Origin of the sequence: Roseimicrobium sp. ORNL1 (assembly GCF_011044495.1) — a bacterium.
Lineage (GTDB): Bacteria > Verrucomicrobiota > Verrucomicrobiia > Verrucomicrobiales > Verrucomicrobiaceae > Roseimicrobium.
In genome coordinates this window covers 2,029,083-2,046,183 of sequence record NZ_CP049143.1, presented here as the reverse complement: position 1 = coordinate 2,046,183, position 17,101 = coordinate 2,029,083, and the positions used below count along the sequence as shown (strand labels likewise).

The following is a 17,101-nucleotide window of genomic DNA, read 5'->3' as shown; positions in this document are numbered from 1 at the left end:
CCCGCCATTCACCTCATCCTCAAACCCTGAACCAGGCCCGAGTCCCACCCCCTACGCATCCACCTCATTTTCCGGCACCGATTCACTCACATGAAAACAGACCTGTCTGACAAGCATGTGGCCATCCTTGCTGCGGATGGTTTTGAACAATCCGAGCTTGAGGAGCCACTTCACGCCCTTGAGCGTGTCGGTGCGAATGTCACCATCATCTCACCCCACGGTGGTCGCATCCAGGGCATGCACCACCTCGAAATGGCCGATGAGTTCGACGTGGACATCCCCCTCAAGAGCGCCCATTCCGAAGACTTCGATGCGCTGATACTCCCCGGTGGCCTCGCCAATCCGGATGAGCTGCGTTCCAACGAGGATGCCATAGAATTCGTGCGTGAGTTCGCCGAGGCTGGCAAACCCATCGCCGCCATCTGCCACGGCCCATGGATCCTGATTGAGGCCGGCATCGTGAACGGCCGCCGCCTTACCTCATGGCCCTCCATCCAGAGCGACATCCGCAATGCCGGTGGCGACTGGGTGGATGAACCTGTCGTCGTGGATCACGGCCTGGTCACCAGCCGCAAGCCCGATGACTTGAAGGCCTTCAGTGCAAAGGTCATTGAGGAAATCGCCGAAGGTCACCACTTCTCCATGACCAGCAGGTCGTCGCCAGCGGGTTAGGCGACCGCGTTGAGGCTTGCTCAGTCAGCTAGGGAACTTCTGATGCCCAAAACAGGGCTACAAAAATGGGGGCTGAAATGCCCCCACTTTGTTATCTGTCTATCCCAGTCAGGCGGCTATATCCTTCGAAGCAAGACAAGGATCAGCAGAATCACCACCAACAGGCCAAGTCCGCCACTGGGATAGTACCCCCAGCCCGAACTGTAGGGCCACGAGGGAAGCGATCCAATGAGGAGCAGGATGACAACAATGAGGAGAATGGTTCCGAGGCTCATAGTATATTAGGTTCGTTCACAACTGAATCGCGAACCATCAGAGCAACGGCTGCAAGCCTCACAGGTCTCAAGCGAAACCTGCACACCAGGAATCGGAGGGAACCATCACCGCTCCCTCACCTCACTTCCCCTCGCCGACCTCGTCCTCAAACTTCCGGCTGTACCGCACAAAGGCAAAGTAGGCCGTGCTCACCGCGATCCAGAATCCCGGGAAGCCATCCAGAAAACCGCGGCGCAAAAAGTACGCGCGGAAGAAGCGCCACCACGGGCGGGTCACATTCGCCCCCACGGACCAGCGTTTTCCCTCCGCCTTCTGCCGGGCTAGGAAGACATCGCTGAAGGTATTAATCTTCTCCACGTACCGCCTCATCGACGGAAAGGAGTAGTGATGAAGGTCCCCCTCCAGCCGCATCGTCGGCCCCGCGAGCTCAATATAGTCATGCTCCGGGCTGCCACCCCACTTCGACTTTTCACGCCGAAATAGCCGAAGCTTCCGGTCCGGGTACCAGTCTCCATGCGTGATCCACCGGCCGAGGAACCACACCTTCCGGTTGCACTCCGCTCCGTCGAACCGGTCCGCAGACCCATCCGTGAAGAAACGCTCGATGCTCTGGCGCAGTTCCGGGGACAGTTCCTCATCACAATCCAAAGCCAGCACCCAAGGGCGGGTGCACAGGCCCAGTGCCACGTTCTTCTGGTCGCGATGCCCGAGCCAGTCCTGATGAGTGACCTTGGCCCCGAATCCCTCCGCGACCTCGCGCGTCCGGTCCTTGGATCCCGAGTCCACCACCACAATCTCCTCCGCGAGATCCGCCGCGCTTTTCAGACAGCGCGCGATGTTTGCCTCCTCGTTGCAGGAGATGATGGAGATCGAAAGCGGGAAAAGCATGGGCGAGCGGTTCCGGACTTGGAGCGTCAGGGACTTCAACACAGAGACCCGAAGACACTAGGGCACAAAGGATTTTGTTATTAATCGTGATTAACAATCTGGGGTGTCTTTGTGGCTCGGCATCATCGTGTTGGAGCCTAGGAGAGCCCTCGCTTGAGGCATCGTGCCACTTGCCCGCCATTGTTGATCCTCTTATATTTTATGCAATGGACCTCCAGCTCAGTAACGCTGTTCTCACTGCCACGTTCAGCAACGAAATCCCCAATCTCGTCACCGGCATTATCCAACTCGCAGGAGCTCAACACGAGATTCACGTAGAATTACAGGGCAACTTCCTGAGTGACATCGCCGGGTGCAGCATTGAGATCGTCAACCACGTCCCAAAAACCGACAACACCCTGCTTTCAAAGCTTCATCGTCATCAAATTGGCACTGTGGGCGAGATGACTGCCTCCCGGAGGATTACACAAACCCTGCGGAAAAGCGCTCCACCTGCCAGCAGCGTTCTCGCGCCGTCCACGGGTAGCCTCAAGAATTTGCTCTTCTTCGAATGGTTCAACGAGCAGCGCCAACGCGTCCTCATCCACGCCTGGCATTGGAACCTCCGTGTCTCAGCTCCGCAGTGGACCCTCACCCGCGCCCAAGAGCTGGCACAGATCCAGACGGCCCGGCTTCGCCGCAAGGAGCACCTTTTGACGCGCGAGAAGGAATAACTCTGCGCGCGTTTTGCGCTAGAGATCGCAATCGAGGGGGAGCAAAAACCTCGCGAGCAGCGTAACCGTCTGGTGCATGAACTTGGCTTCGGAAATCGCCACGTCCAGCCGCACCTCCCAAAGTCACGCCGGACGCTGGCTACACCGCCTGCTCACCCAACTCGTGCAGCAGGCGGCACGCGACATCCATAAGGTGCCAAAATGGGAGGAGCAGGGGGTCCACAGCCTGCGCAAGCGCATGAAGAAGCTGCAGGCAATGCTGCGCCTCGCCAAGCCGGTGGTTCCAGACCCCACCATGAAGTCCGTGCTCAGCGATGTCCGTGACTTGAAAAACCTACTATCCGGTCAGCGGGACACCTTAGTTCTTACGAAATTGGCGCATAAACTCGGAGCCTCTGTCTCGGGCATTCATGCTGATGCCGGATCCACTCATGGGAAAGTCGACAAAGCCAGAATGCTCTCGGAACAACTGCTGATCGACATCGGCTTGCTGGACCTCTCTCAACTCACTTGGGAGATGCTGGGCGACTCCTATGCCAAGTCTTACAAGACCAGCCGGAAGGCATGGCAGGACGCCCAAGAAGAGCCCAGCGCGGAGAATCTCCACGAATGGCGCAAAAAAGTGAAACGGCTCTACTACCAGTCCACGGCACTCGAGCGGTGGCTGCACCACCCCAAGCGCCTGCGCCGTACGCGGAAGATCGGCTCACTGCTTGGAGATTGTCACGATTTGGACGTGTTTAGTGACTCCGCAGAAGCGGGCACCATCCAGCCTGTACGCGGGTGGCAGCCAAAAATACAGGAACAACGCGACCATCTGCTCTCTCGAATCGGGCGACGGGCGGAAAAGGCATTTTCACGTCCGCCACGCAAAATCAGGACTGAGATGCGTCACGCATTACCTTAGCTTTCTCTGGCCTCATAGTAGCCTCAGAAACGGGCTTGTCCTTTAACAAGCTTACAGCGAGACCACCTGCCAAGGTGAGGAGGAGACCAAGGATCTGGGTGAGATTCAACGCCTCTCCCAAAATGAACCACCCTAGGAAAACAGTACCCAGGGGGCCCACCATGCCAATGATCGCAAAAGCCTGGGATCCAGCCCTTTTTAGACCGATTCCGAACAGATAAGACGGAATTACCGTGCCCGCAATCGCAAGCGCAATTCCGCACCCGTAGGCGCCGGGAGAAAGGTTGATAAGCAGTGAGGGAGGGTGTGTCAGGCAAAAATGAATGAGTACGAAAATTGCGGAAAAACCCACCACGCAGGAGGTAAATCGGATGGGACCGATGCGCGAAACGACTTGGCCACTTAACATGACAAAAACGGCATAACTAACCGCGCTCGCAAAAACGAGAAGGGCACCATAGAGCGTTTCCGAGCTGGAAGTGGCAGCTTCGGCTTGGTAGCCAATGATGATTCCAACGTAGGAAACAGCCATCGCCGCGACCACGACGAACCGCAGCGGCTTCTTAAAAAAGAGCACCGACCCGAGAATCACGATCGAAGGATAGGTATAGAGGATCATCCGCTCCAGCCCCACGCTCACGTGCTCCAGACCCATGAAGTTCACCACGGAAGAAAGGTACCAGCCGAAGAAGCCGAGCAGTGCCAGCATTCCCCAGTCTTTCCGTGAAATGGGCCGTGGATTTTTCCGGGCGTCGAGCCAGCCGCCGATCAGGAAAAAGGGAAGAGCCATCGCCATCCGCAGCGCCAGCACGGTGACCGCATCCATTTGATAGCGGAAGGCCAGCTTCACAAAAACCGCCTTGGAACAAAAGAACAGGGAACTCGCCGCCACGATGCCGTAGGTGGCCATCGAGGATCGGAGAGCTGAGGAAGAGGAAGAAGTCGAGGTCTGGGACATGAGATTGGTCGGGCTTGCGGAGGAAGGGCGAAGAGCTGGAAAACAAAAAACCCGCTCACCGGTGAGGCGGGCGGGTGGTGGGGAAACTTTGGGAAACGACTGCTGCTGTTTGCTGTCTCGCGTTTCGCTTGCGGCTGCGTCATCGCATCACCGCGTCACCACTCCGCCCGTCCGGCTTGATAAGCCAGAGGCGAGTGACGCTAATAATGATGGCGGCGATGGCGCGCATGAACATTCACTCCATAAGGTACGAATGTCGGGACGTCAATGACGACCAGATTGCCGGATGGATGGCTGCCCCTCTCATAAGATGAAACGCAAAGCAGCAAAAGCAGCAAAGATTCGATGGAGGTTAGGCTTCCAGCCTGAACTCATTGTCCCCCTTTGCTGCTTTGTTGCTTTGCGTTCCACCCTCACCGGCCCAACCGTTCCTAACACCCCATGAATCCCCACCCCACGCTGAGCCGCCGCCATTTCGCCCGGAGCCTCGCCTTCGGAGCTCTCGCCGGTCAGCTCGCCAGTTGTGCCAGCAAGCCCACCTCCCCCGGCCTGCCCGAGCACCTGCCGGACCGGGATAAGCGGATGAAGCATGGCTACCTCTACTTCCTGGATGGCGCGGGCGGCGGCACGGGAAAGAAGAACTGGTCGGAGGGCGTGAAGGAAGGCCTGCTCGCCGCAGGCTATCGCGGCGCCGGAGAAATGTTCTCATGGGAGACAGGCAAAGGACTCGTGGCAGACCAGGACGCTCCCGTGGCCTACAAGCGCGCGGGGGCACGGAAGATGGCCGCCGAAATCCAGCGCCAGACCGCCGCCTTCCCCACCGCGCCGGTGAGCCTGCTCGGCTTCTCCGCCGGCACCGCCGTGGCCATCTTCGCCCTGGAGTACCTGCCCGAGTCCGTGAATGTCGAGCACGTCGTGCTTCTCGGCACCTCCATCAGCGAGGACTACGATCTCACGAACGCCCTCCGGCGTGTGCGCGGAAAAGTGTACCTCTACACCTCCACGCACGATCGCATGCTCCGCTTTCTCATGCCCTTCTCCGGCACCGCCGACCGGAAGAAGCACGACCCCGGCGCGGGCCTTCGCGGCTTCACCCTGCCTCGCGGAGCCTCCGACGAAACCCGCCGCCTGTACGCCGAGAAAATCGTCACCATTCACTGGACCAAAGAGCTCGAGGCCGATGGCGACTACGGCCACCACTTCGACAACATCAAGATGGAGTTCATCCGCGACCACGTGGCTCCGCTCCTCATGGGCAAGCCGGTACCGGGGCTGATGCAGTAGTTCCGCGACTATTCCTTTTCCTTCGCAGACGCACTCAATTCCTGCGCCCGTTGGAAATCGGCCGCCGCTTTTTCAGATTCGCCCATTTCTTGGTACAGCCTGCCACGGGTTCGGTACGCCCAGGCATTCTTGGGATCACGCTCGATGATGATGCTCAGGCGCACGATTGCCACCTCCTCCTTGCCGGCATTCAGTGCGCCTTGGGCCTTCACCCCCTGCCAGGTATTTGACCAGGGAGCCCACCAGAGGGGTACCAGTGACAACGCCGCGAGTGCTGTCGCGCCGACGGCATAGGGGATCCGTGGACGCCGGATCACAAAACATTCCGCCACCACGGCTCCATAGATCAGGCCGGCCACATGCGCGCCATTGGCTATCTTCATCATGTCCGCTGCCGTCAGGACGAAGCAGGCCACCAGCCAGATGAAGAACGTCTTGATGGTCTGCGGCACCATGATGCTCTGAAATTTCGGATACACCAACCGCGTGCGCCACATGAAGCCGAAGAGGGCATACACCGCTCCGGAAGCTCCAATGCCGGTCTGGTCGGACACAGCAAGCTGCGCCGTGGAACTGACGATCGCCGCCCCCAGATAAAAGACGAGGAAACGCCACGAGCCAATCTCATCCTCCATGAGCCTGCCCAGATTCCACAGCCAGTAGAGATTGAAGAAGGCGTGGATCAGATTGATGTGCACGAACGCGGAAGTCACTGCGCCCCACCAGGCTCCCTCCCAAATTACCGTCGCCGGGAAAAAGCCGAAGCGTTCCAGCACCGCCCAGGTGTACTTCTTGTCTCCGTCCTCGAGATTGATCCCTACGAAAATGCCAATGCAGGCGAAGAAGAAGACCCATGTCGCCCAAGTGCGCCTGGAGATCACGACGGGCGGCGCAGGCGGGCTCTCGCTCTCCTCACGCGGCAATGCATCAGTGCCCTCCGGTCTTTGTTCCATCAATGGATCAGATAAGCAGGCACATCACGTGGGCAAGTGGAAGAGGCACGCCTCACCACTGCCCAATCATTCAACTCTGGTTGGCCAGCACTAGCCTCTCGTCAGACCACGCGTGTCCGAGATCTCAGCGCCGCTGAGATTCAGGCCACCTTGCTTGGCATCGGTGAGGTTGGCCCCATCCAGATCCGCGTCGCTGAAATCCGCTTCCGTGAGGTCCGCACCGGTGAAGCTCGCGCCGGAGCACTGGGCTCCTTCTGCGAAGGCATGGCTCAGGTCCGCTCCATCGAGTTGAGCACCCTGCAGACTGGTCTCGCAGAGATTCACGTCGCGCATCTTTGCATTGATGAACCGCGCACCATCCGCGTCCGTGCCTTCCAGGCTCGCGCCGCGCAGGTCCGCTCCGGAAAAGTCGGTGCCCACCAGCGTGGCACGATCGAGGCGCGCATCCGGGAGAACAGCCTTCGCCAGGTTCGCCCCGGTCAGGTCGGTTCCCGTGAGGTCCGCATTCTTTTTGGACAACTGCTTGCCGGACGCTCCATTGCTGGAGAGCCATTCCGAGTGCGAGCGCAGTTCCTGGGGAGTCAGGTCTTGGGACATGAAGGCAGTGTTATGCGCATCTACGCGCCTGCGTCACGCGATTTTCTCTAAATTTCCACGGGAGGACCCCAGCGGTGGCAGGGCGGGAACGGTGAAACGCAAAGCAGCAGAGCAGCAAAGGATAGAGCCATGTCTGGAAATGCACGATAAAATCAGGCGACGTCCACCCGGGCTTTCATTTCCCAGCGCTTACCCACCACACCTTTGCTGCTCTGCTGCTTTGCGTTTACGTTCTTCCCTCTTGCACCACGTCCCATCCGCTTAACCATGCACGCATGCAGATTTTCATCACCGGCACGGACACGGATGCCGGAAAGACCTATGTGACTTGCCGCCTCCTGGAAGCCTTCAAAGCCAGTGGGCGCGTCGCGGTGGGTTGCAAACCTTTTTGCTGCGGCAGTCGCGAGGACGTCGCCCACCTCCGTGCAGCCGGTGCGGATGGCTTCAGTATGGATGAACTCAATCCCTGCTGGATGAAGATTCCCGCTTCACCCTACGCATCCTCGCTCATCGAGAATCAGCCCATCGAGCCGGATGCCGTCCTCGCGGCCTGTGTCTCCCTGCGTTCACGCGCGGAGCACATCCTCGTGGAAGGCGTGGGCGGCTGGGAGGTGCCGATCACGGAAAAGTACACCGCCGCAGATTTCGCCGAGCACCTCGGCTGGCCCGTCGTCGTCGTGGTGAACAACAAGCTCGGCGCACTGAACCACACCATCCTCACCGTGCGGAACATCCAGTCCCGCGGCCTCACCTGCCCCGGCATCATCCTCAACTACGCCTCCGCCGAACGCGACGCTGCCAGCATCTCCAACAGCATGATCCTCGACCGCATGGGCATCCCCGTGCTCGGTGAAATCATGCACGGCGAGACGGATGCGTCCGAGTTGCTCCGGGCGATTGAGCAAGCGGTGTGAGTGGCCAGTGTTCAGCAGTCAGTTTCCAGATGGCTCCATGTCTTGTGATGCTCAAGGCGAGTGGAGGAATGTGGGAAACCACTAATAGACACTAACGGGACACTAATTTTGAAGCGGCTCAGGGGTGTGCTGACGTAACGCGATACGACACATCTCCATGCATGTGACCCTTCGCTTTGCGTCTTGGACTGCGGTGGCACTGGCCTCCCTTGAGGCCGCGACACCGCTTTGAACGGAGTCCTCGATCAAAATTCAGCCGTACCCCCTCCAACATCCTTCCGCTCATCTTTCCCTTATTAGTGTTCCGTTAGTGTCCATTAGTGGTTTCCCAAATTCCCATCCTTCCACAGCCACCTCCGCGACTCCACACTCCCCTCTTGACCACCGCCCCCTGACCTCGGACTGTCCCGCCCCTCTGTACGCCAATGTCCTCCCCTTCCTCATCCCCCACCCCCGATTCCCACGGTCACGGCCACTTTGAAACGGCTGCCATCCATGTTGGGCAGAATTGGAAGGATGAAACAGGCGCCGTCATCCCGCCGGTGTATCTCACCAGCACGTTTGAGTACGGCAACCCCGGCGGCTTCGACTACACCCGCAGTGGCAATCCGAACTTCCGCAATCTCCAGCAGACGCTCGCCTCGCTAGAGGGCTGCAAGCACGCCTGTGTCTTCGCCAGCGGCGTGAGCGCCATCACCGCCGTGGTCTCCACGCTGAAGGCCGGAGACACCGTGGTGCTGGAGGAGAATGTGTATGGCTGCACCTACCGCCTCTTCGCCCGTGTGTTTGAAAAGTTCGGCATCAAGACCGCCTACTTTGATCTCAGCAATCCGGAGAACTACCATCACATCACCGACCTGAAGCCCGCGCTGGTGTGGATCGAGTCTCCCACCAATCCGCTGCTCAAGGTGCTGGACATTGCCGCCATCTCCGCCGTGGCGAAGGAGGTGAACGCCCCCGTGGTCGTGGACAACACCTTTGCCTCCAGCTACGTGCAGCAGCCCATCGCGCTCGGCGCCACGCTCTCGCTGCTGAGCACCACGAAGTATTCCAATGGCCACTCCGACGCTCTCGGCGGTGCGGTCTGCACGGATGACGACGAATGGCAGGAGAAGATGATCTTCGCCCAGAAGGCGCTCGGCCTGCAGCCCTCCCCTTTCGATGCCTGGCTCACCTCCCGTGGCATCAAGACGGAAGCCGTGCGCATGGAGCGCCATGCCTCCAACGCCCTCGCCTTCGCCGGTCGCTTGGAGCACATGAAGGGCGTGAAGTGGGTGCGCTACCCCTTCCTGCTCTCCCACCCCCAGCATGAGCTGGCCATCAAACAGATGCGCAACGGCAGCGGCATCGTCACCGCCGACCTCGGCCTCACCCTGGAGCAGACCATGGCCTTGATGGAAGCCTCCCGCTACTTCACCAAGGCCGAGAGCCTCGGCGGCATCGAGAGCCTCATCTGCCATCCCGCGAGCATGACCCACGCGAGCATCCCGCGTGAAGTGCGCGAAGCCGTCGGCATCACCGATGGCGTCGTGCGTTTTTCAGTGGGCATCGAGCACATCGAAGACCTCTGGGCGGATGTGGAGCAGGCCTTTCACCGCGCGGGCTAGTTGCAGTGCTGAATCGCACGCCCTGCGACAAGAAATAGATGCAAGACTCAGCCTTCTTTGAAACGAATCAGAGAAGGGCCTGTTCATCATTTTCGCTCCTTCGCACCGCATTCCTTCCTAGTGAGACATTGTTCCATCCTGATTCTGCCATACGTGGTACTCACACTGACCACGGCATCGCTCCGTGCCGAGGTCCTCACTTGGGACGGTGACACCGTCACGGCTGGCCTGCAGGACGGAGGCGGTACGTGGAACACAACAGCCACAGACAGGTGGTTCAATCCGGCAGCGCTTCCCTCTCCGGCCTACCAGCCCTGGAATAATGCCACGCCAGACAGCGCCATCTTCGGCCAGGGCGGCGCCGGGCCTTATACCGTGACCTTGGGCGAAGCCATCACCGTGGAGGACCTTACGTTCCAGACCACGGGATACACCATCGCCGGAGGAGGCAATACGCTCACGCTCGCGACCGGTTCCAACATCACCGTCGCCGGGACAGCGGGCGCCACTTTGACTGCCAGTCTTGCAGGAACCAATGGGTTCACCAAGGAAGGCACCGGGACACTCACCCTTGGAGGCGGAACCGCAAACACTCTGACTGGCACCATCACTGTCAATGGAGGTTCACTTACCATTGCCGCCAACAATCGGATCGCCGACACGTCAAACGTCGAAGTGAATGGAGGCGGAGTAAACTTTGGTGGCTTTACAGATACGATTGCCAACTTCACCCAGACCACTGCCGCCGCAGGAGGCAGCATCTCCGGAACCAATGCCAATCTCACCATCACAGGGACCTTGCGTATCGCCAGCTCTGGCACCGGCGCGGGATTCACGGTGAATACAGGAGCACAGGTGTCCGCCCAGACGGTGGACATTCGTGGCAGCGCCTATTCCGGCACGAACAATGAGTCCATCCTCCTTGGCGGCAATGCCGCCACGCTGGCAGCCCAGCTCACCGTGGGCGCAGGCGGTCTCCTCATGGACGGTCAGACCATCCAGATGAATGCCGGACCCAAGGGCAATCGCATCCTGCTGAATGGCAACGTCACTGCCTCCGGGACCAATGTCTTCCGCATGGACGCCGCTGCCGTGGCAGGCGCCGTCCACGAGATCGATCTGGGTGGCGGCACTCGCACCTTCGACATCACCGGCGGCACTACCACCATCGGCAGCGCCATCGTGATCGTGAACGGCGCTCTCACCAAGACCGGCGCCGGGACCTTGACGCTGAGTGGCACCGCTGCCAACACGTACACCGGTCTCACCACCGTCTCCGGCGGCACCCTCTCCATGACCAAGACAGTCGGCATCAATGCGATTGCGGGAAATGTCCTCGTCAATGGCGGGACCCTGTCGTGGGGCGCCTCCAACAACGATCAGATTGCCGATACCTCCAGCATCACCATCTCCAGCGGCACGTTGGTCTTCAACAACCGCAACGAAACTCTCCTCAACCTGACGAAGACCGGCGGTGAAATGACCACCCAGGGGGGCACTGTCACCATCCAGGACACGCTGGCCGTCTCTGGCGGCACCAGCAACGGCAGCCAGGGTTGGGCATGGACCGTCAACTCCGGTGGCACCACCATCGCGAACAAAGTCGACTTCAGTGGCTTCGTAAATGCCAGCAATGGCAACGCCGTACTTCAAATCGGTGGCAACAGCACGTCGGTGATTGGTGCCTTGAATGTGGGAAGTGGCGGCCTCCTCCTCGATGGCCAGACGCTCACCCTCAATCCTGGCACAGGATTGAATGCCTTGGGTAGTCAGATCCTCCTCAATGGAGATGTCATCGCCTCCGGCACCAACACCTTCGCCGCAAATACTGGCACCCCCGTGGCTACCTCCGTCACGCGCATCGACATGGGCACCGGCACCCGCACATGGAATATCACGGGCGGCACCACCACGGTGAACAGTGCCATCGGCGTCATCGGCTCGGCCAATCTCGTGAAGACAGGCGCTGGCACGCTGCAATTCAATAGCGTCACCGCTTACACTGGAAAGACCACCGTCAGCCAAGGAACGCTCGCCCTCAATGCCACCGGCCGCATCGATTCCAGCCCGTGGATCCAGGTAGACTCCGGAGCCACGCTCAATGTCAGCGCCATTTCCGGCGGCTACTCCTATGCCTCCGCGGGCACCGGCGTCATCAGCGGCAGCGGCACCATCCAGGGCAGCCTGAACATCGGCGCGGGCAAGGTGCTCAAGCCCGGCACCACCTCCGATCCCGCCAACATCAACACCGCCGGCGACGGCATCGGCACCCTCACCGTCACGGGGAATCTGGTCTTCAATCCCACCGCACCCGCCACAGTGGCAGAGTTGAAGATCCTGAATCCTGCTTCCGCTGACCGGATCAACATCGGCGGCTCCCTCACACTGGATGGAAACAGCAACATCGTGGTCACCTTCGACAGCGCGAATCCCTTCGCGCCAGCCTTCGGGCAAAGCTGGACCCTCATCGACTGGGCCGGTTCCCTGGACGCCACCGGTTTCAGTACCGGCACCAACCTCCGCACCGGCAACAATGCCGACGGCAACGAAGGCAATCTCGATCTCCCCGAGCTCTCCGCCGGCTACTTCTGGCAGGTGAGCAACTTCTCCGGTTCCGGCTCACTGACCGTCAGCATCGTCCCGGAACCCGGAAAGGCGCTGCTGTTTGTGCTTGGAGTGTTGGGAATGCTTTTCCGCCGCAGAAGGCAGTAGCCTCCTTCACCGGCTCAGGTGAAACGCAAAGCAGCGAAGCAGCAAAAAATTGGGGCGCTACAAATCTCCCGTCCCTGTATTCGCAGACTCAGTCTCCGAAGTTCCTCTGTGCTCTGTGTTGAATCCAATGCAGCCCACCACACCCACCTCCCCTGTGTAGCCACCGCACAACTACACAGCCCCATTGCCCCACCTATTTCCATGCTTTCCTTGAGTCCCGGGAGCTCCCGCGCTACTAACCCCGTCCCGTGAGCACGCGAAACCTCCTGACCGACCCCCTCTGCAAGCCTGAAGACCTCGGCTCTGCTGTACCTCCCACACCGTACGGCATCTCGGTGTGCCTGCCGCTCTGGGAGCATGTCATCGATTATGAAGAAGGCGACCAGCGCGTGGTGGAGAAGTTCAAGAGCGGCTACCCCCGCTTCTTCGTGCCGCCCGCCATCGCCGCCGTCTTTGAAGCTGCGGAAAAGGAGCACGCCAAGCCCGGCGAGCGCGCCTTGGTCTTCCCCCGCCGCGTCCATGCCGAGCGCTGCGCCGAGTTCATTGAGAAACACAACGCCGGTCCCGCACGCGTTGCCGAGTTCGGCGAAGAATCGTTCGGCGTCACTCTCTTCCCCGAGACCTCTTACAAGACCGCCCGCCTCTTCTGGCGCTTCTGCGGTGAAGTCCTCAGCATCCGCCAGAGCGAAGCCGCCCTCGGCACGGAGCATCACGAGTATACGGAGAAGGAAGGCCACATCGCCACCGAGCGCATCAAGCAGCGCCTCGCAGACATCACCGGCCAAAGTAAGGAGGACATCTTCCTCTTCCCCTCCGGCATGGCGGCGAACTACGCCGTGCACCGCATGCTCTCCAGCATCCTGCCGAATCGCAAGACCGTGCAGCTCGACTTCCCCTATGTGGATGTGCTGAAGCTGCAGGAGCGTTTCGGCGCCGGCGCGCATTTCCTGCCATTCGCAGACGATGGCGACTACGAGAAGCTGCGCACCATCATCAAGAGTGAACCACTCGCCGGCATCTTCGCCGAGCTGCCCAGCAATCCCCTGCTGAAGTGCGTGGATCTGCGCAAGGTCACCGAGATGCTCTTCCTCGAAGAGAAGGACGTTCCCATCATCGTGGATGACACCGTCGGCGCGAATGTGAACGTGGATGCCTTCCTCATCGCGGACGTCGTCACCACCAGCCTCACCAAGTCCTTCTCCGGCGTGGGCGATGTCCTTGCGGGCAGCGTCATCATCAACAGCGAATCCCCCTGGCACGAGGAATTCGCCGCCTTCCTGCGCGAGCATGCCGACCACGAACTCTGGCGCGGTGATGCCATCGCCCTCGAGCAGAACTCCCGCGACTACGTGGAGCGCATGAGGACCGTCAGCAAGAACAGCGTGGCCCTCTACGAATTCCTCGCCGAGCATCCCGCCGTGGAGAAGGTGTATCACTCCATCGCAGATGATAGTGGTTTGTATGATCACCTGCAGAAGGTGGATGGCGGCCACGGCTGCCTCCTCTCCTTTGTCCTAAAGGACCGCGACAGCGCCCAGCGCGTGTATGACGCCATGCAGTTCAGCAAGGGGCCCAGCCTCGGCACGAACTTCACCCTCGTGTGCCCCTACACCCTGCTCGCCCACTACGACGAGCTCGACTGGGCTGCCCGCTGTGGCGTGGACCGCACCCTGCTCCGCGTTTCCGTGGGCCTCGAACCCACCGAGATCATCCTCGAGCGCATGAAGCAGGCGCTGGAGGCGTAACCCCGCCTCTCCCTGCGTTGCGCAGGCATCGTTGCAAAGCTCAATCTGTCATTCTCCGGAATTTTCGAGCAATCTGAGATTGCCCAAAAATCGGCGAACTGATTGGATGTCGTCGTTTATTCGATCGCTTTGCGCCATGCTTCCTCTATTCGTTTCTCAAGCGAGGGCTGTGTTCAAGCCTGCCTGTGCCATGCTTTCTTTGCTTGGCCTCGCCCTGTGCGGCAATCTGTCATCGCTTCAAGCCCAAGCAGCCACCAGTGAGCCTGCACCGCAGACAGAAGACATCCGGCTCACAAAGATTCGAGCAGCCGAGCAGTTTGAGACTCGCTCCGGCAAAGGTCCGCTTCCCATTCCAGCCAAGCTACCTCTCATCACCCATCGGTCCAATGGAGACGTGTGGCATGCCTTCTGTGTCAGATTCCCAAAAATGTCAGCGCTTGTGGCAGTAGCATACGAGGACCGGATCCAGGTACCAAGATTCAACGAGAAGCCATTGAAACCGGGCAGGCTGCTAAAGCACTCCAAGGGAGAATGGGGTAAGAATCTGTGGGTTTGGGAGTTGCCCGACGGCCCGGCCACTACTGGCGCAGGCTCAAAACAATTCGCGGGTCTGCCCCTTCTGCGCGAGGGAGACGAACTCGTCATCGTCACTCAAGCCGGGCATCGTAGGGTGACTTTCGAGCCTGGGACATTCAATCTGCCTGAGTTGCTTCCTAACGAGCCCCACAAAGGTGGAGCGAGAATCGTCATCCCCACTGAGGGGTTTAAAGATATTCAGACAGGATACCCGGTCTTTCACAAGCGGTCTGGGGAATTGATTGGTGCCGTCACTTACTTGAACGAGTCTGTTCTCCCAGGCGAGCCGAACACGGGCGACATCACGTTTCTTGACCTCAGCGTTCCCACGCCGCCTCCCATCTATCCTCTGACCCACCTTTGGGGAATCCCTGTGAAGGCCTCGCCCGCCGAGGATCAGGAAATCTTCACCCGTGTATTGCCGATGCATGCCACACAGGACGTCCTCGGGGACGATATTGCGGAGATTTGCGCGAGACGCCCTTATCTTTCGCGCAAACCCCACCCTGATATTCTGAGTGTGCCAACGGTGGAAGAACCGTTCGCATCCAGCTTTACCCTCAGTTCACGCCAGTTGAGTTTGAGCCGGAACAAAGTTTACAGGTTTTCTTATTTTAACAGGCAACCCCTCGCCAAAAAAGAAACCGACCTGCTGGCTCGATGGCTGGTGCAAAAATTCGGCGAACCCTCTATCTACGAGTTCACGAAAGATCCCCTCTGGTTGCTGGCGATTTGGACACCCCAAAATTACGTTGTGAGGTTGAAACTCACCAATAGCGATCGCATGAGCTTTGTCCAACTCAACGTCGAGGCGGCCACTTTGGAGCAGGTGATGCTGAACTATGACAAGCCTCGCGTGCTGCTCTCTCCTTCCGCAGGATCTTCGAGGATTTTCAGTTGGCTCGCGTCAGCCCCTGAGAAGCCACCCGTCAAAGTCCCTGATAGTCCCTTCCTCGATCTCTAATGAGAGTCAGACTGCTTTCGCATGAAACAAGCACTTGGGGGCGTGACGCGCTAAACCCAGGGTAGTTGCGCTCCCGGTTCATAAAGCACACTCAAGCTGCGTTCATTGCCGCCAGCACGCACTGCTGGCGCATTTCCGTCTGTGCTTCGTAAAAAAAGTTGGCTCGCCTGAGAAACTCTGAGGTATCTTGCAGCGGTGGGACAGCTGGTGAGCCCACGCGCAGCTCCGAAGCCATCTGAGCAAAACTTCAAGGGCCCTCCGACGATGTCTACTGTGCAAGAGACCCCACCTGCCGCCACTCCCGCCACCAAAAGCCGCTCCACCTCGTGGCTCAGCAAGCCCTTCCGCTGGGCGTACACGACCGTGGCCTTCTTCATCGGCCTTCTGTATATTTTGTGGCCCACCCTTGCCCTGTACTACACGACCGTGCCGTGGAATTGGGCGCGGGCGTCTCTGGCGCTGGCGTACCTGGCCTTTGGCATCTGGGCCCTGTGGATACGCCGCACCTTCAAGTCACGCGCGGTGCTGGCAGTGCTCTTCCTGGGAGTGCTGGCCTGGTTCATCTCCATCCGCCCTTCCAATGACCGCATCTGGAGAACCGATGTCGCCGTGGTGCCTCGTGTGATCGTCAATGGCGACTCCGTGCGCTTCACCGGCTTCCGCAACTTCGACTACAAGAGCCTGGAGGATTTCACCGTGAAGTATGAAGAGCGCGAAGTCTTTCTCTCGCACCTGACCTCAGTCGACCTCTTCATTTCCTACTGGGTGGAGGGCCCGGTGGGACACACCTTTCTGACCTTTAACTTCGACAACTCGCCACCGGTCTGCATCTCCATCGAGACCCGGCCAGAGGAACATGAAAGCTATGACCCCATCGCTTCCATGTTCAAGAAGTATGAGTTGATCTACGTGGTCGGCGATGAGCGTGACCTGGTGCGGGTTCGTTCAAACTTCCGCAAGGAGGATGTTTTCCTCTACAAAATACGCATTCCTGCAGCAGGGGCCCGGGCGCTGTTCAAGGTCTACATCGACCGCATCAATGAACTGGCCAACAAGCCCGAGTTCTACCATCTCCTGAGCAACAGTTGCACCATCAACATCGTGCGCTACGCCAATGCCGCCGGCAGGGAAGGCGGGTTCCACATCGGCCACCTGCTCAATGGGCTTTTTGATCGATACCTCTTCGAGGCCGGGTTCATCGATACCAACCTGCCCTTCCCCCGCCTGCGTGCGCGTGCCCACATCAACGCGCGAGCACAGGAAGCCAATAGCGCGCCGGACTTCTCCACGCGCATCCGCACCCTGCCCCCTCCTGAGAAGGAGTGATCGGGTCGG

General features: G+C 59.5%; 15 protein-coding genes. 10 read left to right on the top strand and 5 right to left on the bottom strand.

Annotated elements, in window-relative coordinates:
• The first annotated feature begins 90 nt into the window (after positions 1-90).
• On the top strand, positions 91-672 hold the full coding sequence (locus tag G5S37_RS08240) for a type 1 glutamine amidotransferase domain-containing protein (RefSeq protein WP_165202602.1): 582 nt from the start codon (positions 91-93) through the stop codon (positions 670-672).
• Positions 673-788: 116 nt separating this feature from the next.
• On the opposite strand, the gene G5S37_RS08235 is transcribed toward G5S37_RS08240, so the two are convergent.
• Entirely contained in the window at positions 789-947 is a 159-nt protein-coding gene (locus G5S37_RS08235; RefSeq protein WP_165202600.1) for a DUF3309 family protein, read from the bottom strand.
• 121 nt (positions 948-1,068) lie between these two features.
• Positions 1,069-1,836, bottom strand: coding sequence for a glycosyltransferase family 2 protein (locus G5S37_RS08230; protein WP_165202598.1), 768 nt, complete (start codon positions 1,834-1,836; stop codon positions 1,069-1,071).
• 170 nt (positions 1,837-2,006) lie between these two features.
• Between G5S37_RS08230 and G5S37_RS08225 the strand changes: the two genes are divergently transcribed.
• A complete protein-coding gene (locus tag G5S37_RS08225) occupies positions 2,007-2,549 on the top strand; it encodes a hypothetical protein (RefSeq protein WP_165202596.1) in 543 nt (180 codons plus the stop codon).
• A gap of 76 nt (positions 2,550-2,625) precedes the next feature.
• On the top strand, positions 2,626-3,456 hold the full coding sequence (locus G5S37_RS08220) for a CHAD domain-containing protein (RefSeq protein ID WP_165202594.1): 831 nt from the start codon (positions 2,626-2,628) through the stop codon (positions 3,454-3,456).
• Here G5S37_RS08220 and G5S37_RS08215 read toward each other — a convergent pair.
• Positions 3,425-4,366 carry a DMT family transporter gene (locus G5S37_RS08215; RefSeq protein WP_165202592.1) on the bottom strand — a complete coding sequence of 314 codons (942 nt, stop codon included), beginning with the start codon at positions 4,364-4,366 and terminating at the stop codon, positions 3,425-3,427. The genes G5S37_RS08220 and G5S37_RS08215 overlap by 32 nt on opposite strands.
• 489 nt (positions 4,367-4,855) lie before the next feature.
• Here G5S37_RS08215 and G5S37_RS08210 point away from each other — a divergent pair, with 489 nt between their 5' ends.
• Positions 4,856-5,698, top strand: a complete 843-nt coding sequence (locus G5S37_RS08210) for a hypothetical protein (protein ID WP_165202590.1) — start codon at positions 4,856-4,858, stop codon at positions 5,696-5,698.
• Positions 5,699-5,706: 8 nt separating this feature from the next.
• On the opposite strand, the gene G5S37_RS08205 is transcribed toward G5S37_RS08210, so the two are convergent.
• Together G5S37_RS08205 and G5S37_RS08200 are read right to left on the bottom strand one after the other, a co-directional pair.
• The gene (locus tag G5S37_RS08205; RefSeq protein ID WP_165202588.1) at positions 5,707-6,651 is read right to left on the bottom strand and encodes a rhomboid family intramembrane serine protease; all 945 of its coding nucleotides are present in this window, start codon (positions 6,649-6,651) and stop codon (positions 5,707-5,709) included.
• Between the two features lie 90 nt (positions 6,652-6,741).
• Positions 6,742-7,248 (bottom strand): pentapeptide repeat-containing protein, encoded by a 507-nt coding sequence (locus G5S37_RS08200; RefSeq protein ID WP_165202586.1) that lies wholly within the window; start codon positions 7,246-7,248, stop codon positions 6,742-6,744.
• Positions 7,249-7,523: 275 nt separating this feature from the next.
• Between G5S37_RS08200 and bioD the strand changes: the two genes are divergently transcribed.
• The 6 genes from bioD to G5S37_RS08170 all read left to right on the top strand — a co-directional run bounded on the left by bioD (position 7,524) and on the right by G5S37_RS08170 (position 17,092).
• Complete coding sequence (gene bioD / locus G5S37_RS08195; protein WP_240914836.1) at positions 7,524-8,162, top strand: dethiobiotin synthase; 639 nt, start codon at positions 7,524-7,526, stop codon at positions 8,160-8,162.
• A 425-nt stretch (positions 8,163-8,587) separates the two neighbouring features.
• Positions 8,588-9,769: an aminotransferase class I/II-fold pyridoxal phosphate-dependent enzyme gene (locus G5S37_RS08190; protein WP_165202584.1), complete on the top strand. Its 1,182-nt coding sequence runs from the start codon at positions 8,588-8,590 to the stop codon at positions 9,767-9,769.
• Positions 9,770-9,922: 153 nt separating this feature from the next.
• Entirely contained in the window at positions 9,923-12,481 is a 2,559-nt protein-coding gene (locus tag G5S37_RS08185; RefSeq protein WP_165202582.1) for a PEP-CTERM sorting domain-containing protein, read from the top strand.
• Between the two features lie 248 nt (positions 12,482-12,729).
• On the top strand, positions 12,730-14,226 hold the full coding sequence (locus G5S37_RS08180; RefSeq protein WP_165202580.1) for a PLP-dependent transferase: 1,497 nt from the start codon (positions 12,730-12,732) through the stop codon (positions 14,224-14,226).
• A 136-nt stretch (positions 14,227-14,362) separates the two neighbouring features.
• Positions 14,363-15,766, top strand: a complete 1,404-nt coding sequence (locus G5S37_RS08175; protein ID WP_165202578.1) for a hypothetical protein — start codon at positions 14,363-14,365, stop codon at positions 15,764-15,766.
• A gap of 264 nt (positions 15,767-16,030) precedes the next feature.
• Positions 16,031-17,092, top strand: coding sequence for a DUF4105 domain-containing protein (locus G5S37_RS08170; protein WP_165202576.1), 1,062 nt, complete (start codon positions 16,031-16,033; stop codon positions 17,090-17,092).
• The last annotated feature ends 9 nt before the right edge of the window (positions 17,093-17,101 follow it).

Bases quoted from the DNA above. Each gene is read 5' to 3' on its own strand.
- G5S37_RS08240 (WP_165202602.1), top strand. From the start codon at position 91: ATGAAAACAGACCTGTCTGACAAGCATGTGGCCATCCTTGCTGCGGAT.
- G5S37_RS08235 (WP_165202600.1), bottom strand. From the start codon at position 947: ATGAGCCTCGGAACCATTCTCCTCATTGTTGTCATCCTGCTCCTCATT.
- G5S37_RS08230 (WP_165202598.1), bottom strand. From the start codon at position 1,836: ATGCTTTTCCCGCTTTCGATCTCCATCATCTCCTGCAACGAGGAGGCA.
- G5S37_RS08220 (WP_165202594.1), top strand. From the start codon at position 2,626: ATGAACTTGGCTTCGGAAATCGCCACGTCCAGCCGCACCTCCCAAAGT.
- G5S37_RS08215 (WP_165202592.1), bottom strand. From the start codon at position 4,366: ATGGCCACCTACGGCATCGTGGCGGCGAGTTCCCTGTTCTTTTGTTCC.
- G5S37_RS08210 (WP_165202590.1), top strand. From the start codon at position 4,856: ATGAATCCCCACCCCACGCTGAGCCGCCGCCATTTCGCCCGGAGCCTC.
- G5S37_RS08205 (WP_165202588.1), bottom strand. From the start codon at position 6,651: ATGGAACAAAGACCGGAGGGCACTGATGCATTGCCGCGTGAGGAGAGC.
- G5S37_RS08200 (WP_165202586.1), bottom strand. From the start codon at position 7,248: ATGTCCCAAGACCTGACTCCCCAGGAACTGCGCTCGCACTCGGAATGG.
- bioD (WP_240914836.1), top strand. From the start codon at position 7,524: ATGCAGATTTTCATCACCGGCACGGACACGGATGCCGGAAAGACCTAT.
- G5S37_RS08190 (WP_165202584.1), top strand. From the start codon at position 8,588: ATGTCCTCCCCTTCCTCATCCCCCACCCCCGATTCCCACGGTCACGGC.
- G5S37_RS08175 (WP_165202578.1), top strand. From the start codon at position 14,363: ATGCTTCCTCTATTCGTTTCTCAAGCGAGGGCTGTGTTCAAGCCTGCC.
- G5S37_RS08170 (WP_165202576.1), top strand. From the start codon at position 16,031: ATGTCTACTGTGCAAGAGACCCCACCTGCCGCCACTCCCGCCACCAAA.